This window comes from Catellatospora chokoriensis (assembly GCF_011297315.1).
Classification (GTDB): domain Bacteria; phylum Actinomycetota; class Actinomycetes; order Mycobacteriales; family Micromonosporaceae; genus Catellatospora; species Catellatospora citrea.
Genome location: NZ_JAAOTI010000031.1, coordinates 83559 through 110373 on the forward strand (window position 1 = coordinate 83559; position 26815 = coordinate 110373).

Sequence of the window (26815 nt, forward strand, 5' to 3'; positions counted from 1 at the left end):
GACAGCACTTCAGGCCCGCTGTCCTGGGGACGGCGGGCCTGTGGGTGCTTGCTATGTCAGGCGGGGGCTCCGGTGCGAGTACGCCGCATCGAGAGCACGTACTCCACCAGGGAGATCAGCACCTGCTTGGTCGACTCGCGGTTACGCGCGTCGCAGCTGACCACCGGCACGTCCGAGGAGATCGCGAGCGCGTCGCGAACATCCTGGGCGTTGTGGTACTGCTGTCCGTCAAACTGGTTGATCGCGATCAGGTAGGGCAGCTTGCGGTGTTCGAAGAAGTCGATCGCCGCAAAGCAGTCTGCCAACCTGCGTGTGTCCACCATGACCACCGCGCCGATCGCGCCCCGCACCAGCTCGTCCCACATGAACCAGAAACGCGTCTGGCCAGGCGTGCCGAACAGGTACAGGATCAGGTCGCGATCGATGGAGATACGGCCGAAGTCCATGGCCACCGTAGTGGTGGTCTTGTTGGGGACCGAGCGCGTGTCGTCCACGCCGACGCCGGCCGAAGTCATAATCGCTTCAGTGGTCAGCGGCGTGATCTCCGAAACGGACCCAACCAGCGTCGTCTTACCGACGCCGAAGCCGCCGGCGATGACAATCTTCGCCGATGTCACACGTCCGCCGGGCTGTTGCCCCGGGCGGTGTGACATGTCAGAGCCTCCGAAGTCCACTGAGTACCCTCTCCAGCAGTTCAGTGCCTACCGCGTCGTTACTCTCAAACGACGTCGGCTCGTATACCGCGACCAGGCCGTCTGCCGCCATGTCCGCGATGAGGACACGGGCGACACCGAGCGGCAGCCGCATCCGTGCCGCGATCTCCGCAAGCGACTGCACCTTGCCGTCGCAGAGGGACGCGATGTGTTGATGTTCCCGCCCGTGGCCGCCGCGACCCGAGGTGCCGGCAGAGCGACCGCGTACGGTCGTCTCCACCAGCGCCTCGATCGCGATCTCCAATCGCGGCCGGGTGCGGCCACGGGTCACGGCGTACGGCCGTACCAATGCGCCGGTCGGTTCTTCTCTGTCGGGCATCGTCGCCGTTCACCCCCTTCCCCAGTGCCGTCCCCGGACCCTCCGGGACGGTTGTGCCTCAGCCCAGCACGCCTGCGGCGCTACGCGGGGCCGGGGTGAGCGCATCGCCCACCCGGTCCACGAGAAGCGCCATCTCGTACCCGACCTGGCCGACGTCGCAGCTCCGCGAAGCGAGCACCGCGAACGACGAGCCATCGGAGATGGACATCAGGAAAAGGAACCCGTTGTCCATCTCCACGACAGTCTGCAACACCGCGCCACCCTCGAAACAGCGGGCGGCACCTTGCGTAAGGCTCACCAGACCGGACGAGATGGCGGCCAGCTGGTCGGCGCGGTCCCGGGGAAGATCCCGGGAGGCGGCGAGCAGAAGGCCGTCCGCGGACACCGCGACCGCATGGGCGACGCCCGGCACCCGGTCGGCGAAGTTGGCCAACAGCCAACCAAGATCCTGCGTAGTGGTCATGCCTCCTGCTCCTTGCCAGACTGGCTTCCGGTCTCGGTGGAGCCCGGAATCACATCATCGTCCTTGTGCTGAGTGCGGCCTCGCTGCACCCCGCGGTGGTAGGCGGAGAGCAGTCCGCGGACGCCCTCCGGCGTGCGGCGCTGCACGGTGGTAGCGCCCTTCTCCACACCGCCGGGGACCAGCTGTGCCATCGGGGTGCGCTTGGGCAGCCCGGCGGCCGTCGATTCCGAGGGTGGCGTGCTGTTGGCGATCGCCGAGGCGGCCGCCCATCCGTCGTCGGCAGCCGTCTGCCAGCTCGGCCGATAGGGCGCCGGCACCTCGTATCCGGCGGCCTCACGGCCAGACTGCGTACTCCCCATGCTCACGTCCCTGCTCGGCAGGTCGGAAGCTCCCGCCGCTGTGCTGCTGACCTTCGGTGCACCGTTGCTCCCGTACCCGTTTCGCTCAACGGCGGGGAACTGTGCGGTGATCGTAGTGTCTTGGGGGACGTTCGCGGGAGGGGCAGTTTTCTCGTCCTGAGCTGGCGTATCGACCGCCGTGCGCCGCGTGCTGAACCAGGCCGACTCGAGCTCCCGGAAGATCGGCAGCTCCATGGTCTCGTCAGCGAACGGGATGCGCGTGTCGACCACCGGGTACTCGTCCGGGATCCGCGGCATCTCTGCCGTCATGTCCGGCGTCACCGACGGGTTGTCCTCGCGGCTCACCGGCGGCCAGGTCGGCGGCACGGCGGACGCGGGGACGTCGATCGGGGACGCCGAGACAGGCGCGGCCGAGACCGGCACCGCGGAGACCGGGACGGCCGAGATCGGCATGCCGGGGCTCGCGTACGGGCTGCTCGGCGCCTGCGGCGAAGCGGATGCCCCCGAACCGGCCCAGCTCTGCTGGTTCCAGGACGGGTTGGCGCGCTCCTCCACGGGCGACGACGACTGACGCGGGATCTGCGGCTGGTTGAACGCCTCAGGCCGTTCGGTCTCCACCGGCACCCGCCGCTGCGGCAACGCCTCGCCGTTGGGGCGGCGGGACGCGTCGGAGCCGTTGACGCCGGTCAGGTCCGACCACGCCGGCATGCCGGCCCGTGAGGGCGGCGTGCTGACGGGCAGTTCCGGAGCGGGCGGCGCGGGCGGCGCGTCGAAGATGCGCCCACCGCTGCCGCCGTTGACGCCACGGCCGGCACCGGCTGCCGCACCCGCACCAGAGCCCGACTCCAGCGCCAGCGGCGCGAAGGAGGACGAGCGCTGCGGCGGGGCCGCCGGGGCCTGCTGGCGCATGTTCGGCGCCGGGGCGAACCCGGGCAGCTCGCGCGGTGTCGCACCGGCACGGCCACCGGCCAGTGCCCGTGGCACCAGCACCGCGGTCGGCAGCGTGACGTCGGCGATGATGCCCCGGTCGGCCGAGAGCCGCAGCTCCGTCTTGACCCCGTGCCGCGCGGCGAGCCGCGCGACCACGACCAGGCCCATCATCCGGGAGACCGCCACGTCCACCTGCGGCGGACTGGCCAGCTTCTCGTTGATCTCGTTGAGCATGTCCGGCGAGATGCCGATGCCGTGGTCCTCGACGTACAGCACGGCGCGGTCGCCCACCCGGCGTGCCTCGACCATGACGGTCGAGTCCGGCGGGGAGAACGCGGTCGCGTTGTCGAAGAGCTCGGCGATGAGGTGCACCAGGTCGTTGACCGCGTGCGCGGCGACCTCGATGTCACGGTCGATGACCCCGAACTCGATCCGGGTGTAGTGCTCGACCTCGGACTGGGCGGCACGGAGCACGTCCAGCAGGGCCGCGGGCTCGCGCTGCACACGGGTGGAGTCGGCGCCGGCGAGCACCAGGAGGTTCTCGTCGTTCCGGCGCATTCGGGTGGCCAGGTGGTCCAGCTGGAAGAGCTCGGCCAGCCGGTCCGGGTCCTCCTCACCACGCTCGAGGCGGTCCAGGTGACCGATGAGCCGGTCGACCAGGATCTGCGAGCGGCGGGCGAGGTTGACGAACATCGTCGCGACGGACGACCGCAGTGCGGCCTGCTCGGCCGCGGTGCGGACCGCCTCCAGGTGGACCGCGTTGAACGCCTCGGTCACCTGCCCGAACTCGTCCTTGCTGCGCACCGGCAGCGGCTCGGCGATCTGGTTGGCCACCTGCACCGGCGACAGCTGTGAGGACAGCGCCGGGTCGCGCAGTCGGGCGACCGCCTGCGGCAGGCCGTACTGGGCGATGCTGAGCGCGCCGTGACGCAGTTCGCGCAGCGAGCGCGCCATCGAGCGGGCCACGAGCCAGGCGAAGAGGATCGCCAGCAGCAGCATGCCCAGCAGCAGGCCGGTCTGCACGAGAACCTGCTGCGTGACCTCGTCACGCAGGTCGCTCGCGGTGACCTCGACGTCGGAGTCCAGCTGCACCTCGACCTTGCGGAGCACACCGCCGTGGTCGCGCATGCTCTGGTCCCACTCGGCCGCGGAGAAGTTCAGCGAGCTGAGCGACTCGCCCAGCAGCGCCTCGATGTCGGCCTGGAACTTCGACGACTTGCGCAGCGTCGGGCCGGTCACCTGGCTGTTGAACAGGTCCATGTCCGCGTCGCTGGCCACCGATTCGAAGGCGTCGCGCGCCTGCTCCTGGCCGGTCAGCGTGGCGATGAAGTCCTTACGCAGACCCGTGTTCAAGCCACCGAGCATGTACGCCCGGTGCACGATGACCCGTTCCTGGGAGAGGAATTCCTTGTACGTGGCGATCGCGCTGGCCGCGCGCAGGCCGTCACCGAGGTCGCCGCCACCGGCGATCTGGGCGGCACTGTCACGGATCTGCAGCAGGTAATCGATGATCACCTGGTAGCGCATCGCCGCGTCAGACTGCTTGATCTTGCGTTCCTTCACCTGCTCCCGCACGGAGGGCAGGCTGGAAAGGCCCGAATCGATCTGTACGAGCAGGTCCCGCAGGCTGTCGTCGACGTCAACCAGCGCGCCGCGCTGCTGCGCGTACGGCTTCTTGGCTTCCTCGACCAGCTTGCCGGCGTTCTCGTAGGACGCCGGCGGGGTGTTGGTCGTGCCCAGCAGCATGACCGCTGCGGCACGCTCGTTCTGGAGGTCGTCGACGAGTGCTCCGGACTCCTTCACCAGCACGGAGAGAATCCGCGTGCGGTCGGCGCCGGTCGCTGTGTCGAGGTTGTCCAACAGACCGTTGGTGCCCACGACGATCGTGGCCAGAGTCGGAACGATCATGATCAGGCCCAGCTTGGACCAGATCGGCATGTCCCGGAGCCGGCTCACTGGCCGTCGGAGACGCGAAAGGACCGCGTTGTTCTGCGTTCCTGGCCGCTTGCTCACGTCACCGCCCTCCTGTCGGTACCACCATCGAGATCCGCGAGTGCGGATGGGCGCGGGGGTCGCGCCGGGCACCGTACACAGCCCGTCCCGGCGAGCTAGGGACGGACCCCCGAGATTCCATCACGCCCGGTGAAAAGAGGAAAGCCCAGGCTGCCCGGAATCCGACACCGGATGGGATGCTCTTGCAGGCCAACCGCACAGTTCAGCCCGTAGTTTCCTTGGAGTCACGCACGGTGAGTGTCCAAAGCGCCCGAGTTATCCTTCTTGCCGGTCCGTCTGGATCGGGCAAATCGTACGTAGCACGACAGACTGGTCTCCCCGTCCTGTGCCTCGACGATTTTTACAAGGAAGGGACCGACCCGACACTCCCCCGAGTGAACGAGATGGCTGACTGGGAGTCCCCACTTTCGTGGGACGCCCAGGTCGCTATGACGGCCGTCACACAACTGGCCGAGACGGGGCGCACCGAGATCCCGGTATACGACATCAGCCTCAGTGCCCGGATCGGCGCCCGGCCGTTCCAGCTCGACGGCGCACCGCTGTTCATCGCCGAGGGCATCTTCGCGGCCGAGCTCGTGCAGGCGTGCACGCAGGCCGGCGTGCTGGCGGACGCCCTCGCGCTGCACCGCCCGCGCACCGTCACGTTCGCCCGGCGGCTGGTGCGCGACCTGGCCGAGCACCGCAAGCCGCCCATGGTGCTGGTGCGCCGCGGCCTGCGCCTGTGGCGAGAGGACGCCTCGGTCCTGGGCCGGCAGTGCGAGCTGGGCTGCCGGCCCACCACCGCCGCGGCACTGCAGCGCCGCGCGCGGCTGCTGCTCACAGCAGCTTCGCGTAAGCCGGTTTGATCACCTCGTTGATGATCGAGAGCCGCTCGTCGAACGGGATGAACGCGCTCTTCATCGCGTTGATGGTGAACCACTGCAGCTCCGCCCAGCCCCAGCCGAACGCCTCCACCAGCAGCGCCATCTCCCGCGACATCGAGGTGCCGCTCATCAGCCGGTTGTCGGTGTTGACCGTCACCCGGAAGCGCAGGTCGCGCAGTAGCCCGATCGGGTGCTCCGCGATCGAGGAGGCCGCGCCGGTCTGCACGTTCGAGGACGGGCACAGCTCCAGCGGCACCCGCTTGTCCCGCACGTAGCCGGCCAGCCGGCCCAGCTTGCCGGTGCCGGGCTCGATGTCGTCGACGATGCGCACGCCGTGGCCCAGCCGGTCGGCCCCGCACCACTGCAGCGCCTGCCAGATCGAGGGCAGCCCGAACGCCTCGCCCGCGTGGATGGTGAAGTGGAAGTTCTCCCGCTGGAGGTACTCGAACGCGTCCAGGTGCCGGGTGGGCGGGTAGCCCGCCTCCGCCCCGGCGATGTCGAAGCCGACCACGCCGGCGTCGCGGTACGCCGTGGACAGCTCGGCGATCTCCATCGAGCGGGCGGCGTGCCGCATCGCGGTGAGCAGCGTGCCGATCCGGATCGGGGTGCCCGCCGCGGCCGCCTGCGCGCTGCCCTCGGCGAACCCGGCCAGCACCGCCTCGACCACCTCCGGCAGCGTCAGCCCGGCCGTGAGGTGCTGCTCGGGCGCGTACCGCACCTCGGCGTACACCACGCCGTCGGCGGCCAGGTCCAGCGCGCACTCGCGGGCCACCCGGCGCAGCGCGGGCGCGGTCTGCATGACCGCCACCGTGTGCGAGAACGTCTCCAGGTAGCGCTCCAGCGAGCCGCTGTCGGCCGCGGAGACGAACCACTCACCCAGCTCCCCCGGATCGGTGGCGGGCAGCTCGTGCCCGATCTCGGCGGCCAGCTCGACGATGGTGGCCGGGCGCAGGCCGCCGTCGAGGTGGTCGTGCAGCAGCGCCTTGGGAGCCTTCACGATCTCGTCATAGGTCGGAGTCACATGCACCAAGATATTCGGTGTGCTCACCGCCGAGATGACTGACGCGCTGCGCTGCCCCGTGTGCGCCGCCCCGCTGTCCCTCACCCCCACCACCCTGCGCTGCCCCCACCAGCACAGCTTCGACCTCAACAAGCACGGCTACGTCCACCTCGCCACCGGCCGCAAACTCCCGGAAGGCGACACCCCCGCGATGGTCGCCGCCCGCACCGCCTTCCTCTCCGCCGCCCACTACCTCCCCCTAGCCACCGCCCTCACCCACCTGGTCGATCATGAACTTGTGGACGTGGTGGACGGCGTGTCGCCACCCCACGACCGTGATCACCAACGCGAGGCGGGGGCGCGGCGGGACCGAGCCGCCGGACGGCCGCTGGTGGTGGATCTGGGGGCGGGGACGGGGTACTACCTGGCGGCGGTGTTGGATGCCTGGCCGGCGGCGCAGGGGCTGGCGTTCGACGTGAGCAAGGCGGCGCTGCGACGGGCGGCAAAGGCGCACCCGCGGGCCGGGGCGGTGCTCGCCGACACCTGGGGCACCCTGCCGCTCGCCGACGGCAGCGTCGACCTGCTGCTCAACGTCTTCGCGCCGCGCAACGGCGCGCAGATGCGCCGGGTGCTGAAGCCCGGTGGCCTGCTGGTGGTGGTCACCCCGACCGAACGCCACCTCGCGGAGTTGCGCGACCAGCTCGGCCTGCTCGCGGTTCATCCATCCAAAGCCGAACGCCTCGCCCAGGAGCTGCGCGACTTCGCGCCCGCGGGCGAGCAGCTCCTGGAATGGCGGCTCGACCTCACCGCGGCCGAGGCCGCCGACCTGATCGCGATGGGCCCCAACGCCTTCCACGAGCAGGCCCGCGCCACCGCCGCCGTGACCTGCACCGCATCCGTCCGCATCGGAACCTACCGCCCCCGCTGACCGCGTGGCCGCCGCGACGTCATCGCGGCGTGATCGCTGCCTCGTGACAAAACCTGCGGTCCCACCGCATCCACCGACACGAAACAGCGATCTCCGCCCGGCGCCGACCGTCCCGCCGCGACCTCGGCTGTCAGACCGACAGGTCGACCTCTTCCCAGCCGCCCGGCGGGTCGTGGAACTCGCCCAGGAACACCGACGACCACTCCAGCGCCCAGCGGCGCTGGCCGATCGCGTTGGCGTTCAGCTCGCCGGGCACCGGCAGCCCCTGGCGCTCCAGCTCCTGGAACGACCAGTCGAGGCAGTAGTGCAGGTCGAGCGCGGCCGCGACGACCGTGGGATCGCGCGGCGCGGCCAGGATGCGGGCCTGCCAGGCGGTGAACGTCTCGCTCCCCTGCAGGTCGGGCAGCGACTCCATGAGCCGCGGCGGCGTCCGCAGCGGGTCGAGGGTCTTGATGACGCCGAGCACCCAGCAGATGCCCGCGAGCGCGTCGAGGTGCAGCACGAACGACTGCCGGTCGCCCAGCTCGTCGACGATCCAGGCCCACTCGGGCTCGGTCACGTCGGGGATGAGGGCGTTGGCGTCGAGCCACTTCTCCGCCTCCGCCGGCGGCATGCCGAAGACGCGCTCCATCGCCACGTGCAGGATGGCCGCGCGGGCTTCCAGCTCGCCCGTGGGACGCAGCTCGACGGTGTCCCCCGGTTCCCATACCAGCGGGTAGGTATCCGGTGGCAGCGGGACGCCCAGCCGGGTCAGCTCCTGGAAGCTGGCGGCACGCACGGCGAGGGGGTCCGGTGCGGGCAGTGCCACGAGATCATCCGATCCGATCGATGATCAGCGGGTGTACGGGCGCGGGCCCGTCCCCGACGACGACGGCCGACGCGGCGTCGACCCGGGCCACCGGCAGCCGGGACGGGTCGTCGGTACGCAGCTCGTACAGCACGTCGCCGGCGGCGACCCGGTCGCCGGGGCGCCTGTGCAGCACCACGCCGGCGGCGGCGCTGACCGGGTCCTCCTTGCGGGCCCGGCCGGCCCCGAGCCGCCAGGCGGCCAGGCCGATGCCGAGCGCGTCGACCGACGCCACGATCCCTGAGCGCTCCGCCCGGATCTGCTCGACCTCGTTGGCCACGGGCAGCGGCGCGTCCGGGTCGCCGCCCTGGGCACGGATCATCGCCCGCCAGGAGTCCATCGCGCGCCCGTCGTGCAGCGCGTCGGCGGGGTCGACGTCGGACAGCCCGGCCGCGGACAGCATCTCGCGGGCCAGCGCCAGGGTCAGCTCGACCACGTCGGCGGGGCCGCCGCCGGCCAGCACGTCCAGCGACTCCTGCACCTCGACCGCGTTGCCGACGGCCAGGCCGAGCGGGGTGTTCATGTCGGTGAGCAGCGCGACGGTGTCGACGCCGTGCGCCCGGCCCAGCTCCACCATCTGGCGGGCCAGCTCCCGGGCGTCGTCGACCGACTTCATGAACGCGCCCGTGCCGACCTTCACGTCCAGCACCAGCGCGCCGGTACCCTCGGCGATCTTCTTGCTCATGATCGAACTGGCGATCAGCGGGATGGCCTCGACGGTCCCGGTGACGTCACGCAGCGCGTACAGCTTGCGGTCGGCCGGCGCGAGGCCCTCGCCCGCCTGGCAGATCACCGCGCCGACGTCGCGTAGCTGCGAGATGAACTCCTCGTTGCTGAGCGCGGCCCGCCAGCCGGGAATCGACTCCAGCTTGTCCAGGGTGCCGCCGGTGTGCCCGAGCCCGCGGCCGGAAAGCTGCGGCACCGCCGCGCCGCAGGCCGCCACGAGCGGGGTCAGCGGCAGAGTGATCTTGTCGCCGACGCCGCCGGTCGAGTGCTTGTCCACCGTCGGGCGGGCCACCTTGGACAGGTCCAGCCGCTCCCCGGAGGCGATCATCGCGGCGGTCCACCGGGCGATCTCCGCGTCGGTCATGCCGCGCAGCAGGATCGCCATCGCCAGCGACGACATCTGCTCGTCGGCGACATGGCCCCGGGTGTACGCGTCGACGACCCAGTCGATCTGCTCGTCGCTGAGCACACCGCCGTCCCGCTTCACCCGGATGACGTCGACAGCCGCGAAACTCATGCCTTCTCCTCGCTGCGCTCGTCGGCGGCATGGCGGATGCTCATGATTCGCTCGCTCCGCTCGCTCATGCCGTCTCCTCGGGTCCCACGGTCCGCTCGCTCACTGCACTCCTCCGTTGACTGCTTCCAGCTCGGCCAGGCCGAACCCGTGCGGCAGCAGCTCCGCCATGGTCAGCGGGCCGCCGTCGGCGTCCACCAGCATCCGCGGGCCGCCCTGCTCCCACAGCAGCTGACGGCAGCGCCCGCAGGGCAGCAGCGGGTCGCCGGAGGCGTTCACGCAGGCCATCGCGACCAGCTTGCCGCCACCGGTGGCGTGCAACTGGGACACCATGCCGCACTCGGCGCACAGCACCACCCCGTAGGCGGCGTTCTCGACGTTGCAGCCGACCACGACGCGGCCGTCGTCGACCAGCCCCGCGGCTCCCACCGGGAACTTCGAGTAGGGCGCGTAGGCGCGGTGCATCACCCGCACCGCCTCTTCGCGCAGCATCTCCCAGTCGACGTCCATCACGGCCCCTTTCCACGTTCGCCCGTCCTGCGTGGCGCCCGGCCGGGCGCCACGCAAGATCGGACCATCCAGCCTAGCCGTCAGCCCTTGACGTACGGCTTGCCGTCGGCCGCGGGCGCGCGGACGCGTCCCACCAGCCCGGCCACCGCGAAGATCGTCGCGAGGTACGGCAGCATGCCGAGGAACTGGCTCGGGATGGGGCTGCCGATGCTGGTCAGGAAGCCGGTCAGCGCGCCGAAGAAGCCGAAGAACAGCGACGCGAAGAACGCGCCGACCGGGTGCCACCGGCCGAAGATCATGGCCGCCAGCGCGATGAAGCCCGCACCGGCGGTCATGTACTTGCTGAAGCCGGTCGTCGACAGCATCGAGAAGTACGCGCCGCCGAAGCCGGCCACCAGGCCCGCGAGCAGCACGTTCGCGTACCGCAACCCGAGCACCCGGATGCCGACGGTGTCCGCCGCGGCCGGGTGCTCGCCGACGGCCCGGGTACGCAGGCCCCAGCGGGTGCGGAAGAGCGCGATCGTGATCACGGCCACCGCGATCAGCGAGCCGTAGCTGAAGATGTTGCCGTTGAACAGCGCCGGCCCGATGATCGGGATCTCGGACAGCACCGGGATGGGCCAGCTCGGCACCTTGCCGGGGAAGTTGTACCCGTCCGTGTCCGGGCGCATCACCTGCTCGTAGAAGAACGCGGTGAGGCCGCCCGCGAACACGTTCAGCACGATGCCCACGACCACCTGGTCCACCAGGTACCGGATGGCGAACACGGCCAGGATCGCCGAGATCAGCGCGCCGCCGACCGCCGCGGCCAGCAGGCCGAGCCAGAAGCTGCCGGTGATCGTGCCGAACAGGGCGCCGAAGAACGCTCCCGTCAGCAGCTGCCCCTCGATCGCCACGTTGACCACGCCGCTGCGCTCGCAGAGCACGCCGCCGAGGGATCCGAAGATCAGCGGGATGGCGGCGGTGAAGGTGGCCGCCGCGATGAAGCCCAGCGGCATGGTGTGCGACACCGTGGACACCGACATCTGCCAGCACACCGCCGAGATGATGAAGCCCGCCAGGGCCACGCCGGTCAGCACCCCGAAGTGCTTGCCGGTGACCAGCAGCGCCACCCCGGCCACGAGCGCGACCAGGCCGAAGATGATCGCGCCGGCGGTGCCCGGGATGTCGAACCCGGCCCCGGAGACGTTCTCGCCGAGCGCGAACCGCGCGTTCTCCGAGCCGGCCAGCGCACCGAAGACGATCGTGGCCAGCAGGCCCAGCCCGATCATCACCGCACCGGTCTTGCGGGTGCGGGTCCAGTAGGCCTCCGGCACCGCCAGCTCGACGTCCATCGTGGAGGTTGTCACGCTCACCCCTTCGCCAATCCGGCCTGCGCGGCGGCAGCCGGCGACCTGCGCAGCCTGTAGATCGCCTTCACCAGCGCCGGGGCGGCGACGAAGAGCACGATCAGTGCCTGGATCACGCCGACCAGCTCCACCGAGACGCCGGAGAAGGTCTGCATCGCGTTGCCGCCCGCCTGGAGGGCGCCGAACAGCAGGCCGGCACCGACCACACCCCACGGCCGGACCCGGCCGAGCAGCGCGACCAGGATGCCGTTGAAGCCGATCTGGCCGACCATGTCGATGGTCAGCGCCGGGGCGGTGCCCAGCGCGACGCTGGTGCCGCCGAGCCCGGCCAGCGCACCCGCCAGCGCCATGGTCAGCGCGACCGTGGTGCCCACCTTGATGCCGGCGGTCGCCGCGGCGTGCGGGTTGTGGCCGACCGCGCGCAGCTCGAAGCCGAACCGGCCGCGCTTGAGCAGCCAGGCCACGCCGGCCGCGGCCAGCACGGCCAGCACGATGGCGAGGTTGGCCCGCAGCAGCGGGTCCGGGATCAGCTGCGGCAGCCGGCCGGACTCCTGGATCGGCTTGCTGATCGCGTCCGACCGGGTCGGGTTCTTGATCCAGGTCTGCAGGATGTACCAGCCCAGGAAGAGGAACGCGATGTTGTTCAGCATGATCGTGAGGATGACCTCGTGCGCACCCGTGCGCGCCTTCAGCACGCCGACCAGGTAGCCCCAGAGCCCGCCGATCAGCGCGCCCGCGAGCACGCCGAGCGGCACCTGCACGATGGCGGGCAGGGACAGCGCCAGGCCGACCGTGCCGCCGCCGAGGGCGCCCATGATCGCCTGGCCCTGGCCGCCGATGTTGAACAGGCCGGCCCGGAACGGCACCGCTACCGCCAGCCCCGTGAAGATCAGCGGGGCGGCGTTGGTGAGCGTCTCCGAGATCGGGTAGAGCGCCTGCTGCCAGGTGGTCATGCCCCAGTACCAGCGGTTCACCGTGTCCGGGTTGACGATCGCGCCCTTGAACATGTCGGTGTACGCGGTGCTGACGAAGGCCCAGCTGTCACCCAGCGTCTTGCCCGGCTGGTAGAGCAGGTACTGCCACTGGTCGCGGACCTCGGCGTTGCCGATGACCATCAGCACGCCGCCGCAGATCAGCGCGAGCAGGATCGCCAGCAGGGTGACCGTGAAGTTGTTGTCGGCCCACAGCTCCTCGCGGAAGGCGCGGGCGAACGAGCGCCGCCCGCCCTCGTCGGGCGCGCGGTGCTTCGGCTGCCGCTCCGCCGGGTCGTGGTGCTTCTCCAGATCGACAGGAGGCAGCGACGGGTTGACGTGGTACTGGTCGGCGCCGGGGGCCGGCGCCGCCGGGCTCTTGTCAGGCGACGCGGCGGTGGTGCCGGGCTCCGCCTCGATCGGCTCGTGCGACGTCATGAGGCTGCCTCGCCGTGCTCGCTCATACCCTCACCTTGGGTGTCCTGCTCGCCGGATGCCGGTGTCCCGGGGGTGTGCGAGCTGCTACTGGGGTCGATGCCGGCCATCAGCAGGCCCAGCGTCTCGCGCGGCGTGTCCGGGGAGACCACGGCCAGCACCCGGCCGCGGTACATCACCGCGACCCGGTCGGCCAGCGCCACCACCTCGTCCAGCTCGCTGGAGACGACCAGCACCGCGGCGCCGCGGTCGCGCTCGGCGACGATGCGGGAGTGGATGAACTCGATCGAGCCGACGTCCACGCCGCGGGTGGGCTGCGACGCGATGAGCAGCTTCAGCGGGCGCGACATCTCCCGCGCCACGATGACTTTCTGCTGGTTGCCGCCGGACAGCGCGCCGACCGGCTGGTGCGCCGACTGGGTGCGCACGTCGAATTCGGCGATCTTCTCACCGGCGGAGTTCTCGATGGCGTCCAGGTCGAGCGCGAACCGGCCGCCGAACGGCTCCAGGTTGTACAGGTCGAGCACCAGGTTCTCGGCGACCGAGAACTCCTTCACCAGGCCGTCGACGCTGCGGTCCTCGGGCACGTAGCCCACGCCCGCGCGCAGCACCTCCCGGGTGTGCCAGGTGGTGATCGCCTTGCCGGACAGGTGCACGCTGCCGGCCCGCGCGGGGCGCAGCCCCATGATCGACTCGACCAGCTCGGTCTGCCCGTTGCCCTGCACACCCGCGATGCCGAGCACCTCGCCGGCGCGTACCACCAGATCAACGCCGTCGACCGCGCGGTGCTCGCGGTCGTCGGCGACGACCAGGCCGGCCACCTCCAGCACCGGCTCGCCCGGCACCGCGTCCTCCTTCGGCACCTCCAGCACCACGCTGCGGCCGACCATCAGCTCGGCCAGCTCCGACTCGGGGGCGGTCGGCTCGGCGGTGCCCACGGTCCGGCCGCGGCGGATCACGGTGATCCGGTCCGCCACCGCCTTGACCTCGCGCAGCTTGTGCGTGATGAAGACGATGGACTTGCCGGCCGCCTTCAGCCCGCGCATGACCTCGAGCAGCTCGTCGGTCTCCTGCGGGGTGAGCACGGCGGTCGGCTCGTCGAGGATCAGCAGGTCCACGTCGCGGGTGAGCGCCTTGACGATCTCGACCCGCTGCTGGATGCCGATCGGCAGGTCCTCGATGATCGCATCGGGGTTCAGCGGCAGGCCGTAGCGCTGGGAGACCTCGCGCACCAGCTTGACGGCCTTGGCGTGGTCGATGAACCCGCCGCGGGCCGGCTCCGCGCCGAGCATGATGTTCTCGGCGACGGAGAAGACGGGCACGAGCATGAAGTGCTGGTGCACCATGCCGATGCCGACCTTGATGGCGTCGCCGGGACCCTTGATGCGCACGGGCGCGCCGTCCACGAGGATCTCGCCCTCGTCCGGCTGCAGCAGGCCGTACAGCACGTTCATGAGAGTGGACTTGCCCGCGCCGTTCTCGCCGAGCAGCGCGTGGATCTCGCCCGGTTCGACGGTCAGGTGGATGTCATCGTTTGCGACGAGGTCACCGAATCGCTTGGTGATGCCGCGCAGTTCGAGTCTCAGCTCCGACCTCCGTTGGTCCCGTACACCACCGGAACAGGGGAGTCGGCCGGCGGGGCGCCGCGACGTTCCGCCTTCCGAGGGCGAGTGTGCGCTCATTATGTGGGCGGTCACGGGGGGAGCGCACTCCCCGGTCCGCACTGAGGCTTCAACCGCTCCGGCCGCCATCTCGACCACGGATTCCGTGGCGGGGACAGCGGCCGGTTGAGGAAAGCGAGGCCGCCCTCTCCGGTGATCATCTCACCGGAGAGGGCGACCGGGTGTCACTTCGGCTGGGCCGGGGACTCCACCACGACCTTGCCGGAGATGATGTCCTGCTTCAGCGCCTCGACCTCGGCCTTGAGGCCGGCGTCGATCTTGCTGTCGAAGTCGTGGTACGGGGCCAGCGAGACGCCGTTGTTGGCCAGCGTGCCCATGAAGCCGCCGGTCAGCAGGGTGCCCGGGGTGGCGGCGGCCTTGGTCGCGGCCTCCTTCACACCGTCGGTCGAGTTCTTGACGACCGTGGTCAGCATGACGCTGCCGTACTTGGTGGTGTCGAAGCCGTCGGCGTCGACCCAGATCACGACGAACTTGTTGCCGGCGTTGGCGGCCGAGCCGAGGCCCGAGCCACCCGCGACCGGGAAGATCACGTCAGCGCCCTGCGCAGCCAGCGCGTCCGACTTCTGCTTGCCCTGGTCCTGGCTCACGAAGGCGTCGTTGCCGGTGTTGAACAGACCGTCCTGCTTGGCCTTGTCCCAGCCGAGCACCTGGACGTTCTTGCCCTTGGCCTTGTTGTAGGCGGCCACACCGTCGGCGAAGCCGTCCATGAAGATCGTCACCGGCGGGATCTTCAGGCCGCCGTAGGTGCCGACCTTGCCCGACTTCGAGTAGCCAGCGGCCAGGTAGCCGGCGAGGTACGCCGCCTGCTGGGTCTGGAACTGGATCGGGTACACGTTCGCCAGGCCGAGGTTGTCGGCGTCGACGATCGAGAACTGCACGGTCGGGTTGGCGGTCGCGGCCTTCTTGGTCGCGTCACCCATCAGACCGCCGACAGCCTGGATGTACTTGCAACCCTTGGTGACCGAGTTGGCCAGGTTCGGGTCGTAGTCCGCCATGCTGGTCGAAGCGGTGTACTCCGCCTTGATCGCCGGGTTCGCGGCCTTGGCGGCCTGCAGGCCCGCCCAGGACGAGGCGTTGAACGAGTGGTCGTCGATGCCGCCGGTGTCGGTCACCATGCACGCGCTGTAAGTGGCAGCGGCGCTGGTGCCGGTGCCCGGCGTTTCCTCAGTCGGCTTGGCACAGGCGGCGGCCGCGAACGCAAGGCCCGCAGACGCGACAAGCGCGACAATCTTCATCCCACGCACAGGGCGCAAGACGGTCTCCTCTCCCATAAAGACACCGCGCATGGTCTTTCCACCTGTGTGCAGATGGCGGCACGGTGAACCTCGTCCAGCAACATATCCTTCACGTCGCCGTCCGGACGACAATCGTGCAGGGTTGTTGAACGGTCGTTACCCCCGCGTGACCAGGACGTGTAATGAGTCACGAAGCAGCGTCGGTCAGGCCCGTCGTAACTCCCCCGCGAGGGCACGAATCGGGCATTCGTTCAGGCCCATATCTGGCTGAGACCGGGGTGTGATGTTAACAACGGGTGCTCGCGTACCCTCGGCGATCGTGGACGCAATGGAAGCAGTACGACTGATCCTGCGGTACGCGCACCTGGTCGGCTTCGCCCTGCTGCTGGGCGGCGCACTGGTGCAGTACTACACGGGACGTATCTACATCAACGCCGTGATGCTGTGGGGCGCGACCATCCAGGTGGTCACCGGCATCGCACTGGCCGCGCCGCTGGGCCGCGAGGTCCAGCCCGACCCGGCCAAGCTCGCGGTGAAGGGTGTCATCGCCATCATGATCTTCATCATGGTGCTGATCCCGTACCTCAAGAAGCGCGAGACGGTCAACAAGGGCCACTTCCTCGCCATCATCGGCCTCACCCTGGTCAACGCCGCAGTGGCCGTCTTCTGGCGCTGACCGCGCGCGGCAAGATCGCCGTTTCGTGTCGAAAGCTGTAGTGAGACCGCAGATGTCGACACGAGACAGCGATCTTGCCCGCAAGCTGTCCGAAGACGCGGCTCAACTGCGGGGCCGCCGGGCGCGCAGCGCCGCCTTCACGTCGCGGACCAGGGTGTCGTAGCCGGTGGCCGCCTGCTCCGGGCTCGCGGGCAGGACCAGCCAGTCGCCGCCGAGCGGGGACGCCGGGATCTCCGCGCAGTCCACGGCCACCCGGTGGTCCGGCCAGGCCAGGTCGAGCCGCACCGCCGGCCGCCCGTCCCGGGCCAGCACGTACTTCACCACCGGGGCCGGGACCCCGGCCAGGACCAGCCGGACCCGCACCCGACTCTCGTGCGGCCCCCGCGCGGCCGGGTCGACCAGTTGCGCCGCCTTCAGCAGCCGCCCCCAGCCGGGCTTGCCGATCCGGGCCTGGGCGTACTCGATCAGCGCGCCGACACTGACCGCGCCCCGGGCGACCATGACGTCCAGCAGCGCCACCGCCTCCACCACGTCGAGCCAGCGGGCCAGGTCCCAGCCGGTGCGCTGCGGCGTGGTGACCCGGATGCCGTCGACCCGCCGGGTCACGTCCTTCTCCGGCACCGGCCCGCGGTGCACCAGGATGCCCGCCATCGGCCCGAACCGGCCCGGGGTGAGGATCTCCACCGCCTCGTCCGCCCCGTAGGGCGCGCCGTACAGGCTGGCGGCCGAGCGGCCGGCGACGACCCCGTCCTCGGGCAGCAGGAAGTCGCTGACGGCCAGGCAGCGCAGCCGGTGGGTGATGGTCAGGTCGCGGTCGGCGTACACCCCGCGGAACAGCGGCCGCCAGGCGGAGCTGCGCAGTTGGGCACGGGTGAGCAGACCCGACTCCAGCGCGTCGGCTCCCCGGAAGATCCGGCGGGCGAGCGCTTCGGGGCGCAGCGGCGGCTTGGGCACGGGCGTCAGCGTAAGACCCCGGTTCACGCGATCTTGCGTGAGTCGCGAGGGCGACACGCCCGAAAAGGACATACCGCCAACCGATCATGCGAATTTCTCACGATCACACGGCGTGTCGACACGTTTACGGCAAGTGGCGGCACACGGGGTCGAACCGCGTGCCGCCACCGCCTGTCAGCGGGGTGGTTCCAGTCGCCAGACGCGCAGGGCCGGACCGTCGCCCGGCAGGGTCAGCCGACCCGTGCCGTCCGGTTCGAGGTCCGTAGCAGCGAAGACGCCGGCAGCCCGCGCGCCCAGGGCAAGTGAGACATCCTCACCGGCCGCACGCGAAGCCGCCACCAGAAGTGCATTCTGCTCTGATTCCCGCAGGTAGACCATGGTATCGCTGGTCACATGCAGCCACCGCAGCCCGCCGTGGCGCAGCGCGGGCTCCGCGGCCCGCAACGCCAGCAGCTCCCGGTACGCGGCGAGCGTCTGCTCGTCGCGGTCGCCCGACCGGTGCCACGGCATCGGGGTGCGCGCGTTCTCGCCGTTCCAGCCGGTCAGGCCGAACTCGCTGCCGGCGTACACCATCGGGGTTCCCGGCAGCGTGACCTGCATGCCCAGCGCGACCACCTGCCGCGCCGCGGACCCGGTGACGGTGCGGATGCGGGCCGAGTCGTGCGAGTCGAGGATGTTCCACGAGTGCAGCAGCGAGCGCCACGACACCCGCGCGGCGAACGCCCGCATGGTGGCGTAGGTGGCCGCACCGTCCCGGCTCGGCACGTCGCCCGGGGTGCCGAAGAAGTTGGGCAGGCCCGGCGCCTCGCCCCGCAGCCACGCCCAGACCGGACGGGTGAACCCGAGGTAGTTCATGGCCCCGTGCCAGCCGTCGCGGTCCAGGTCGCCGGTCGCGTCGTGCATGTGCTCACCGACCAGCATCGCGTCTGCGGGCAGGGCCCGGCGGATCAGTGCGGCGACCTCGTGCGCGTCGTCCTGCGCGCCGCGGCGGCCGGCCATGTTGGCCACGTCCACCCGCCAGCCGTCGAAATACTCCAGCCAGCGCCGCAGCACCGCGGTCATCCGCTGCCGCACCAGCGGACTGGCCCAGTTGAGTTTGGGCAGGCTCTTCACCCCGCACCAGGCCTCATAGCCGCCGGTGTCGGCATCGAAATAGAACATCTCCCGTTCGGGAGAATCCACATCGGACGCCGCGCTGGTGAACCACTCATGGGCGTCGCCGCAATGGTTGGAAGTGATGTCGCCGATCAGCCGCATGCCGCGCGCGTGCACGGCCTCGGCCAGCCGGGCCAGCGCCGCGTCCCCGCCCAGCAGCGGATCCACCTCGTCGAAGGTGGATGCGTCGTAGCGGTGGTTGGACCGGGCCGGGAAGATCGGCGTCAGGTACACCGTGTTGGCGCCCAGCGCCTGGATGTGGTCCAGGTGCTCGGCGATGCCGTCGAGGTCACCGCCGAAGAACTGCTCGGCCGTGCCCGGCCCCTGCCCGATCACCTCGTCCCGGTCCCACTCGCGGGGCAGTGCCCAGTCCGGCAGGTCCAGCACGTCCATCGGCTTCGCGTCCGCCGCGCGGGCGAAGCGGTCCGGGAAGATCTGGTACAGCACGGCGTCCGCGGACCAGGCCGGGGGCGCGTCGTACGCGACGGCCCGGAAGTCGGTGTCGTCGGGCAGCTCGTGCGCGACGATCCCGCCCGCGGTCAGCCAGTACGTGTCACCGGCCGTCGTGCGCAGGTGGAAGCGGTAGTTCGTCACCGGGTTGCGCACGGTCAGCGCCGCCCGCCACCAGACATCGGTCGCGCCGTAACCGCCGACCGCCGTGCCGGTCCGCGCCGGATCCACCTCGGCCGCGACGAAGTGCGGCTCCCCGTCCGGCGTGCTCCGCAGGTGCACCGCGCTGACCCCGGCCGCGGCCGGCACCCGCACCCACACGGTGACCACGTCACCCAGCGCCGGAGCAGCGTCCGAAATGTACAGACCCGAGCCGTCATGATGCGGCTGTTCGATGAGACGCATTGTCGCGCCATCCTTCCGTGTGCAGAGGATGTCGACGTTTCAGCCCGCAGCCCCGTTCACCGGGACCCGAGGTCGCGACACTGCTGTCGGCCCGCCCCACCCCGGCCGCGTCGATCATGAAGTTGTGGCAGTGACACGCCGTCGAGCCCTGCCATAAGTTCATGATCAACGCGGCCGGGGGGAGGTCAGCCTTTGACTGCGCCGGCGGTCAGGCCGCTGACGATGTAGCGCTGGAGCCAGAGGAAGAGGCTCACGGTGGGGATCGCCGTCAGGAGGGTGGCGGCGGCGAACATGCCGAAGTTGGCGTCGCGTTTGTCGGTCAACATGCCGTACATGCCTACCGCCAGGGTCTTCGCCTCGGTGTCGCGGAGGAAGACGTTGGCGATGAGGAACTCGTTGATGGTGCCGATGAAGGAGAGCATCGCCGTCACCGCGAGCACCGGGCCGACCAGCGGCAGGATGATGCGGAAGAAGGTCTGCACGTGCGACGCGCCGTCCATGGTGGCCGACTCGTCGATCTCCTTGGGCACCGTGTCCAGGTAGCCCTTCATCAGGTACGTGTTCACGCCCAGCGCGCCGCCCAGGTAGAGGACGAGCAGGCCCCACGGCTCGTTGAAGCCGAACGTCGGGTACAGCTCGGTCACCTCGGTGAACACGATGAAGATGGCCACGATCGCCAGGAACTGCGGGAACATCTGGATGAGCAGGATGGACAGCAGGCCCACCCGGCGGCCCCGGAACCGCATCCGGCTGAACGCGTACGCCGCCGCCACGCTGATCAGCAGGCCCGCGAAGGCCGAGATCAGCGCGATGATCACCGAGTTCAGGAACCACTTGGCGAACGGGTGGTCACCGGTGAGCAGATCGTGGAAATTGGACAGGCTGGCACCCTCCGGGACGAGCCCGGTCGAGCCCAGCGTGCCCAGCGGGTTGATCGCGGCGGAGACCACGAACACCACCGGGAACAGCGCGAAGGCGCACACCACCAGCACCACCGCGTAGCGCCAGCCGACGTCTCTGAGCCACTTGATCACGAGTACACCTCCTCCTGCGCCCGGCTGCGCCAGAACGCCACCGTGGAGACCGTGGCCACGATCGCGAAGATGAACACCGAGATGGCCGCGGCGAAGCCGAAGTCGGCCACGCCGGAGTCGAAGCCCGCGACCCGGTACGTGTAGCTGATCAGCAGGTCGGTCGCGCCGACGGTGCTGTTGTCGATCGCGTACGGGCCGCCGTTGGTGACCAGCTTGATGTTGTTGAAGTTGTTGAAGTTGAAGCCGAACGACGAGATCAGCAGCGGCGTCAGCGCCACCAGCACCAGCGGCAGGGTGACCCGCCGGAACCCGGCCCACGCGGACGCGCCGTCGATCCGGGCCGCGTCGGTCAGCTCCCGCGGCACGGCCTGCAGCGCACCCGTGATCACCAGGAACATGTACGGGAAGCCCATCCACAGGTTGATCACGATCAGGCCGAGCCGGGCCGTGGTCGGCGTGCCCAGCCAGTCGTGAACCCCGAACAGCTTGCTGATCAGGCCGAAGTCGGTGTTGAACATGTCCCGCCAGATCAGCAGCATGGCGAAGCCCGGCATGGCGTACGGCAGGATCAGGATGATCCGGTAGAACTTCGTGCCGCGCACCTTGGGCGAATGCAGTGCCAGCGCCACAATCATGCCGAGCGCGAACGTGGTGGCGACCGCGCTGAGCGCGAAGACGAAGTTCCAGATGAGCACGTTGAGGAAGTGCCCGGAGATGGTCGGGTCGGTGAGCGCCTTGGTGAAGTTGGCGAACCCGACGTCGACCTTCCAGCCCTGGTCGAGGTGCTTGCCCTCGGCGTCGACGAAGTAACCCTCGACCTCGTCGGCGACCCACCTGCCACCGGACGGGCTGGTGACGCAGTCGCAGGCCGCGTCGTAGGACTTGTCGGCCTTGCCCTCGAAGGCCCGGCTCAGGCCGGTGGCCTTGACCGCGCCGCCCGGGGTCGGCACCGAGAACGCCGCGATCTCCGCGTCGCGCTCGGCCGCCTGCGCGGTCGGGATCACGGTGTATCCGGCGGCCGACAGCACCTTTCCGGTCAGCGACACCTCGGCCCCGGTGAGCGGGGACAGTCCGTCGGCCGTACCCGCCTGGACCGCCTTGGTGTCCGGGTCGACCAGCAGGAACACCAGCTCGCCGTCGCGTTCGGCGATGGTGAGGTAGTACTCCGGGGAGCCCGGCACCTGGGTCACCGAGCTGGTCTCGATGGCCCGGACCGCCTCTTCCTTCGTGCCGCGGTGCCCGTCGCCGAAGTTGGTGAACGCGGTGACGAAGGTCAGCACGATCGGCACGATGGCGAACGCGAACAGGAAGATCGTGCCCGGCACCAGGTACTTCGCCGGGATGTGGCGCGGGGTCAGGTAGAGGTAGGCGACGAGCGCCGTCACCACGCCGACGACGCCCAGGGCGGTCCAGGCCTCGGTCTGGATCAGCGGCGGGAGCGCGTAGATCAGCAGTGCGGCGACGATGCCCAGCACGGCGATACGCGACACGATGAAGCCGGTGGACAGCTCGCGGGTGCGGCGGACCTGCTCCGCACCACCGCGCCGCCCACCCCGGGAGCGCTGGTCAGGGGCCTGCCCGGACGGCCCCGGGTGCGGGGAGCTCGCGCTCCCCGCACCCGTCACCTCAGTGGTCATGAGGCAGGACTACTTGTTGATCTCGGCGGTGATGGCCTTCGTGGCGGCTTCGGCCGCGGTCTTGGCGTCGCCGCCCTTGACCACCGCGACCTCGGCGTTGGCCATCGGGCCCCAGATCGCGCCCATGGCCGGGATGGCCGGCATCGGGATGCCGTTAGCGCCGGCCTGCACGAACTTCTCGGCGTTCGGGTCGAGGCTCTTGACCGCGTCGGCGGCCGCGGTCAGCGCCGCGGGACGCGGGTCGGCCTTGTAGAGCGCCATGGCCACGTCCTTGTTGGTGACGTAGTTGGCCACGAACTCCTGGGCCAGCACCTTGCTCTTGCCCTTCGACGCCACGTAGAACGCCTGCACGCCGAGGAACGGCTTGGCCTGCCCACCGGCCGCGAAGCCGGGGACCGCGCTGATGTCGAAGCCGAAGCCGGCCTTCTTGACGTCGTTCATCGACCACGGGCCGGAGATCAGGAACGCGCACTTCTTCTGCACGAAGCTCGGGATGCCGTTCTCGTTGCCGATCGAGGTCTTGATCGCGCCCTCGCCCTTCTCGCCGAGCGCCTTCATCTTCTCCAGGGCGGCGATCGACTCGGGGGTGTTCACGGTGACCTTGGACGGGTCCGGGTCACCGGAGGCGGTGGTGCCGAACAGCGAGCCGCCGGCGGCCGAGAACAGCGGGTACGTGTGGTACACGTCGCCGGCCGCGCCGAACGGCACGCAGAGGATCTCCTGGACCTTCTTGGCGGCCTTGAGGTCCTTGCCGGTCTTGATCAGGTCTTCGATCGTGGCGGGCGCGGTCGGCACCAGGTCCGTGTTGCGGATCAGGGCCACGTTCTCCATCGCGTACGGCGCGCCGTAGATCTGCCCGTTGAAGGTCACGGCCTTGATCGCGTTCGGGTGGAACGCGGCCTTCTGCTCGGCGGTCAGCTGCACCGGGTCGATGGCGCCGTTCTGCACCATGTTGCCGATCCAGTCGTGCGCGCCGACCATGATGTCCGGGCCGCTGCCCTGCTGCGAGGCGGTGATGAAGGTCTGCTGCTGGTTCTCGCTGATCTCCTTGACCTCGACCGTCACGCCGTTCTCCTTGCCGAACGCCTCGGCGAACGGCTTGAGCACGGGGGCACGGGTCGGGTCGGTCCACAGCACGAGCTTGCCGTTGCCCTTGTCCTTGCTGGGGGTGGCGGCCGGCTCGCCGGAACCGCCGCAAGCCGCGACACCGAGCATCAGCAGTCCGGCGGCGGCGATCACACCCGCGGTACGGATGCGCATGAGCACTCCTTCGAGAAGGGTCACGCAGGTGACCCGGGGGTGCCGCGCGGGCGAATCCACGCACCCGTGCGGCGGAGAGGGGTCGACGCGGCACCGCTCCTGGAAGTTCTTCCAGAATCGGTGACGCACCACAGCACCCCGTTGCCGGGGTTGTGATGGGTGTTACAGAGTTTGTTGCCGGGAGGTTAGCAAGCCTTTGCAAGCAATGGAAGACCTTGCAACGTGCCCATATCAACATCGGGCTGTCTTCGGCTAGAGTGCCGCCATGCGCGCACGACTCTCTGACATCGCCCAGCAGGCGGAGGTGAGCGAAGCCACCGTCTCCCGGGTGCTGAACGACCGGCCCGGCGTCTCCGCCGACACCCGGCAGGCCGTGCTGACCGCTCTCGACGTGCTGGGCTACGAGCGCCCCGCCCGGCTGCGCAAGCGCAGTGCGGGGCTGGTCGGCCTGGTGGTGCCGGAGCTGGACAACCCGATCTTCCCGGCGTTCGCCCAGATCATCGAGACGACCCTGGCTCAGCAGGGCTTCACCCCGGTGCTGTGCACCCAGACCCCCGGCGGCGTGACCGAGGACGAGTACGTCGAGATGCTGCTCGACCGGCAGGTCTCCGGCATCGTCTTCGTCTCCGGCCTGCACGCCGACTCGACCAGCGACCCCGAGCGCTACCGCAAGCTGCTCGCCCGCCCGCTGCCGATCGTGCTGGTCAACGGCTACGCCGAGAACATCGAGGCGCCGTTCATCTCCTGCGACGACCGGGCCGCCGGCGAGCTGGCCGTGGCCCACCTGGTGGCACTCGGCCACAAGAAGATCGGCCTCATCTCCGGCCCGGACCGCTACCTGCCGGTGCAGCGCAAGATCGAGGGCTACCGGACCGCCATGCGCCGCCTGCTGCACCTCAGCGACGCGCAGATCAACGAGATGATCTCGCTGTCCCTGTTCGGCGTGGAGGGCGGCGACGCCGCCGCGTCGCGCCTGCTGGACAAGGGCGTGACAGGTTTCGTGTGCGGCTCGGACCTGATGGCGCTGGGCGCGATCCGCGCGGTGCGCCAGCGCGGCCTGCAGGTGCCCACGGACGTCTCGGTGGTCGGCTACGACGATTCGCCGCTGATCGCCTTCACCGACCCGCCCATGACCACGCTGCGCCAGCCGGTGCGGGCGATGGCCGTGGCGGCCGTGCGGGCCCTCGTGGACGAGATCAAAGGACACCCCGCACCGCACTCGGAGTACATTTTCCGACCGGAGCTGGTCGTTCGGGGGTCCACCGCCGCCCACAGCGGGTGACGCAGCGTCAGTATGATGATTGAAACTTTCTGAAATCGCCTGCTTGACTCTTGCGCAACTTGCACGACATCCTTCATGGGTCCTCGTGGCGTTCTTAGCCCGCGAGACGCTCGCTCCTGGAGGAAACATGCGCCGCAGCAGCCGCGCCACCGCCGCCGTCGGCACGGTGGCCATCGGGCTGCCCGGACGCTGCGGCATGAGCAGCGAGAAATCGCTCTCTCAGCCGCTCGTGCCCGCCTCCCGGACCGCTGAGCAGCGCGTTTCGCCCCAGGCCCAGGCCCACGGCAGCCGCGGCCCTGCTTGCCACTCGACCGACAGCCCGCGCAGCCGCTCATGCGCCACCCCTGGAAAGGACTGCCAGTGACCACGCAGGCAAACGACGACTGGTGGCGCGACGCCGTCGTCTACCAGATCTACCCGCGCAGCTTCGCCGACGCCGACGGTGACGGCACCGGTGATCTGCAGGGCGTGCGCGGCAAGCTGCCGTACCTGCGCGAGCTCGGCGTCGACGCGATCTGGCTGAGCCCGTTCTTCACCTCGCCGCTGGCCGACGGCGGCTACGACGTCGCCGACTACCGCGACGTGGACCCGCGCTTCGGCACCCTGTCCGACTTCGACGACATGATGAAGGACGCCCACGCGCTGGGTATCCGGATCATCGTCGACCTGGTCCCCAACCACTCCTCGGACCAGCACGCCTGGTTCCAGGCGGCGCTGGCGGCCGCGCCCGGCTCGGCCGAGCGCGAGCGGTACATGTTCCGCGAGGGCCAGGGCGAGCACGGCGAGCTGCCGCCCAACGACTGGGAGTCGATCTTCGGCGGCCGGGCCTGGACCCGGGTGCCCGACGGGCAGTGGTACCTGCACCTGTTCGCCCCCGAGCAGCCCGACCTGAACTGGGAGAACCCCGAGGTGCGCGCGGAGTTCCGCGACGTGCTGCGGTTCTGGCTGGACCGGGGCGTCGACGGATTCCGCATCGACGTCGCGCACGGCATGATCAAGGAGGCCGGCCTGCCGTCGGTGGGCCGCACCTCCGACGAGGGCGGCCGCCAGGTCGAGATGCTCGGCAGCGAGCGCCTGCCGTACTTCGACCAGGACGGCGTGCACGACATCTACCGTGAGTGGCGGCCCATCCTGGACGCGTACCCGGGCGGCCGGATGGCCGTGGCCGAGGCGTGGGTGGAGTCCCCGGAGCGGCTGGCCCGCTACATCGGCCGCGACGAGCTGCACCAGGCCTTCAACTTCGACTTCATGATGGCCGACTTCGACCCGGCGTCGTTCCGCACCATCATCGACAAGTCGCTGGCCGAGGCCGCCCTGGTCGGCGCCCCGACCACCTGGGTGCTGTCCAACCACGACAAGTTCCGCCACGTCACCCGCTACGGCGACGGTGAGCTCGGCCTGCGCCGGGCCCGCGCCGCCACCCTTTTGATGCTGGCCCTGCCCGGCTCCGCCTACCTCTACAACGGCGAGGAACTGGGCCTCAACGAGGTCCTCGACCTGCCCGACGAGCTGCGCGAGGACCCGTCGTTCAAGCGCACCGGGGAGAGCCGCGACGGCTGCCGGGTGCCGCTGCCCTGGGGCGGCACGGCCGCCGAGGGCTTCCGGTTCAACCCGGACGGCCTGGGCACGCCGTGGCTGCCGCAGCCGGCGAAGTGGGAGGCGCTGACCGCGCAGGCGCAGGAGTCCGACCCGGACTCGACGCTGAACTTCTACCGCGCGGCGCTGCGCCTGCGCAAGGAGCTGCCCGCACTCGGCGGCGGCACGCTGACCTGGCTGGACGCGCCCGAAGGCGTGCTGGCCTTCCGCCGCGAGCCCGGCGTCGTGGTGGTCGTCAACATCGCCGACCGCGCCATCGACCTGGCCGACCTGAACCTGACCGGCGACATCCTCCTGTCCAGCGGCCCCCTCCACGAGGACGGCCACATCCCCGCCGACACCACCGTCTGGCTCACCGCCTGACCCCCACCCCCGCCCCGCCCACCGTGCGCGGGGCGCGGGGCGCGGGGCACGGGCCGGGCCCGTGCTCGGGTCCGCAAGTCTTAGAGAGTCGCGCCTTCCGGACGTCCCGGAAGGCGCTTCTTTTTAAGAGTGCGGCAGGCGGGGGT

General features: G+C 70.2%; 21 protein-coding genes and 1 pseudogene. 5 read left to right on the forward strand and 17 right to left on the reverse strand.

Annotation, left to right across the window (positions count from 1 at the left end; all coding sequences use genetic code 11):
- Window positions 1-56 precede the first annotated feature (56 nt).
- The 4 genes from HAV39_RS34600 to HAV39_RS34615 are packed head-to-tail and all read right to left on the reverse strand — an operon-like array spanning window position 57 to window position 4797.
- Complete coding sequence (locus tag HAV39_RS34600; protein ID WP_120318039.1) at window positions 57-653, reverse strand: GTP-binding protein; 597 nt, start codon at window positions 651-653, stop codon at window positions 57-59.
- A 1-nt stretch (window position 654) separates the two neighbouring features.
- Window positions 655-1032 (reverse strand): DUF742 domain-containing protein, encoded by a 378-nt coding sequence (locus tag HAV39_RS34605; RefSeq protein ID WP_120318038.1) that lies wholly within the window; start codon window positions 1030-1032, stop codon window positions 655-657.
- Window positions 1033-1090: 58 nt separating this feature from the next.
- Complete coding sequence (locus HAV39_RS34610) at window positions 1091-1495, reverse strand: roadblock/LC7 domain-containing protein (RefSeq protein ID WP_120318037.1); 405 nt, start codon at window positions 1493-1495, stop codon at window positions 1091-1093.
- Window positions 1492-4797, reverse strand: coding sequence for a sensor histidine kinase (locus tag HAV39_RS34615; protein ID WP_191843378.1), 3306 nt, complete (start codon window positions 4795-4797; stop codon window positions 1492-1494). Before HAV39_RS34615 ends, HAV39_RS34610 begins: the two co-directional genes overlap by 4 nt.
- Before the next feature lie 374 nt (window positions 4798-5171).
- Here HAV39_RS34615 and HAV39_RS34620 point away from each other — a divergent pair, with 374 nt between their 5' ends.
- Window positions 5172-5642 (forward strand): ATP-binding protein, encoded by a 471-nt coding sequence (locus HAV39_RS34620; RefSeq protein WP_191843379.1) that lies wholly within the window; start codon window positions 5172-5174, stop codon window positions 5640-5642.
- Here the strand turns inward: HAV39_RS34620 and HAV39_RS34625 are convergent.
- Window positions 5614-6681, reverse strand: coding sequence for an adenosine deaminase (locus HAV39_RS34625; protein ID WP_239121087.1), 1068 nt, complete (start codon window positions 6679-6681; stop codon window positions 5614-5616). The genes HAV39_RS34620 and HAV39_RS34625 overlap by 29 nt on opposite strands.
- Window positions 6682-6715: 34 nt before the next feature.
- On the opposite strand from HAV39_RS34625, the gene HAV39_RS34630 reads away from it, so the two are divergent.
- Window positions 6716-7588 carry a putative RNA methyltransferase gene (locus HAV39_RS34630; protein WP_191843403.1) on the forward strand — a complete coding sequence of 291 codons (873 nt, stop codon included), beginning with the start codon at window positions 6716-6718 and terminating at the stop codon, window positions 7586-7588.
- Between the two features lie 130 nt (window positions 7589-7718).
- On the opposite strand, the gene HAV39_RS34635 is transcribed toward HAV39_RS34630, so the two are convergent.
- The 7 genes and pseudogenes from HAV39_RS34635 to HAV39_RS34665 form a co-directional block, all read right to left on the reverse strand.
- Window positions 7719-8396, reverse strand: coding sequence for a DUF4272 domain-containing protein (locus HAV39_RS34635; RefSeq protein WP_191843380.1), 678 nt, complete (start codon window positions 8394-8396; stop codon window positions 7719-7721).
- Between the two features lie 4 nt (window positions 8397-8400).
- Entirely contained in the window at window positions 8401-9678 is a 1278-nt protein-coding gene (locus HAV39_RS34640) for a thymidine phosphorylase (protein WP_191843381.1), read from the reverse strand.
- Window positions 9679-9789: 111 nt separating this feature from the next.
- Window positions 9790-10185: pseudogene (locus tag HAV39_RS34645) on the reverse strand (cytidine deaminase); the annotation flags it as partial.
- An 80-nt stretch (window positions 10186-10265) separates the two neighbouring features.
- Window positions 10266-11519 carry an ABC transporter permease gene (locus HAV39_RS34650; protein ID WP_191843404.1) on the reverse strand — a complete coding sequence of 418 codons (1254 nt, stop codon included), beginning with the start codon at window positions 11517-11519 and terminating at the stop codon, window positions 10266-10268.
- A 17-nt stretch (window positions 11520-11536) separates the two neighbouring features.
- Window positions 11537-12943, reverse strand: a complete 1407-nt coding sequence (locus HAV39_RS34655; protein ID WP_191843383.1) for an ABC transporter permease — start codon at window positions 12941-12943, stop codon at window positions 11537-11539.
- Window positions 12940-14637, reverse strand: a complete 1698-nt coding sequence (locus tag HAV39_RS34660) for an ABC transporter ATP-binding protein (RefSeq protein ID WP_239120492.1) — start codon at window positions 14635-14637, stop codon at window positions 12940-12942. Before HAV39_RS34660 ends, HAV39_RS34655 begins: the two co-directional genes overlap by 4 nt.
- Window positions 14638-14786: 149 nt before the next feature.
- Window positions 14787-15857 (reverse strand): BMP family lipoprotein, encoded by a 1071-nt coding sequence (locus HAV39_RS34665; protein WP_191843406.1) that lies wholly within the window; start codon window positions 15855-15857, stop codon window positions 14787-14789.
- Window positions 15858-16185: 328 nt separating this feature from the next.
- On the opposite strand from HAV39_RS34665, the gene HAV39_RS34670 reads away from it, so the two are divergent.
- The gene (locus tag HAV39_RS34670; RefSeq protein ID WP_191843384.1) at window positions 16186-16533 is read left to right on the forward strand and encodes a hypothetical protein; all 348 of its coding nucleotides are present in this window, start codon (window positions 16186-16188) and stop codon (window positions 16531-16533) included.
- 102 nt (window positions 16534-16635) lie between these two features.
- On the opposite strand, the gene HAV39_RS34675 is transcribed toward HAV39_RS34670, so the two are convergent.
- From HAV39_RS34675 to HAV39_RS34695, 5 genes are all read right to left on the reverse strand, one after another.
- A complete protein-coding gene (locus HAV39_RS34675; RefSeq protein WP_191843385.1) occupies window positions 16636-17487 on the reverse strand; it encodes a hypothetical protein in 852 nt (283 codons plus the stop codon).
- Between the two features lie 174 nt (window positions 17488-17661).
- Window positions 17662-19497 carry a glycoside hydrolase family 13 protein gene (locus HAV39_RS34680; protein WP_191843386.1) on the reverse strand — a complete coding sequence of 612 codons (1836 nt, stop codon included), beginning with the start codon at window positions 19495-19497 and terminating at the stop codon, window positions 17662-17664.
- Between the two features lie 185 nt (window positions 19498-19682).
- Entirely contained in the window at window positions 19683-20531 is an 849-nt protein-coding gene (locus HAV39_RS34685) for a sugar ABC transporter permease (RefSeq protein ID WP_120318024.1), read from the reverse strand.
- On the reverse strand, window positions 20528-22168 hold the full coding sequence (locus HAV39_RS34690) for an ABC transporter permease subunit (protein WP_191843387.1): 1641 nt from the start codon (window positions 22166-22168) through the stop codon (window positions 20528-20530). The genes HAV39_RS34685 and HAV39_RS34690 overlap by 4 nt, the downstream gene beginning before the upstream one ends.
- A 9-nt stretch (window positions 22169-22177) precedes the next feature.
- Window positions 22178-23428 (reverse strand): sugar ABC transporter substrate-binding protein, encoded by a 1251-nt coding sequence (locus tag HAV39_RS34695; RefSeq protein ID WP_191843388.1) that lies wholly within the window; start codon window positions 23426-23428, stop codon window positions 22178-22180.
- Window positions 23429-23693: 265 nt separating this feature from the next.
- Between HAV39_RS34695 and HAV39_RS34700 the strand changes: the two genes are divergently transcribed.
- Together HAV39_RS34700 and HAV39_RS34705 are read left to right on the forward strand one after the other, a co-directional pair.
- Complete coding sequence (locus tag HAV39_RS34700) at window positions 23694-24710, forward strand: LacI family DNA-binding transcriptional regulator (RefSeq protein ID WP_191843389.1); 1017 nt, start codon at window positions 23694-23696, stop codon at window positions 24708-24710.
- A 333-nt stretch (window positions 24711-25043) separates the two neighbouring features.
- Window positions 25044-26669 carry a glycoside hydrolase family 13 protein gene (locus tag HAV39_RS34705; RefSeq protein ID WP_191843390.1) on the forward strand — a complete coding sequence of 542 codons (1626 nt, stop codon included), beginning with the start codon at window positions 25044-25046 and terminating at the stop codon, window positions 26667-26669.
- Window positions 26670-26815: the final 146 nt, after the last annotated feature.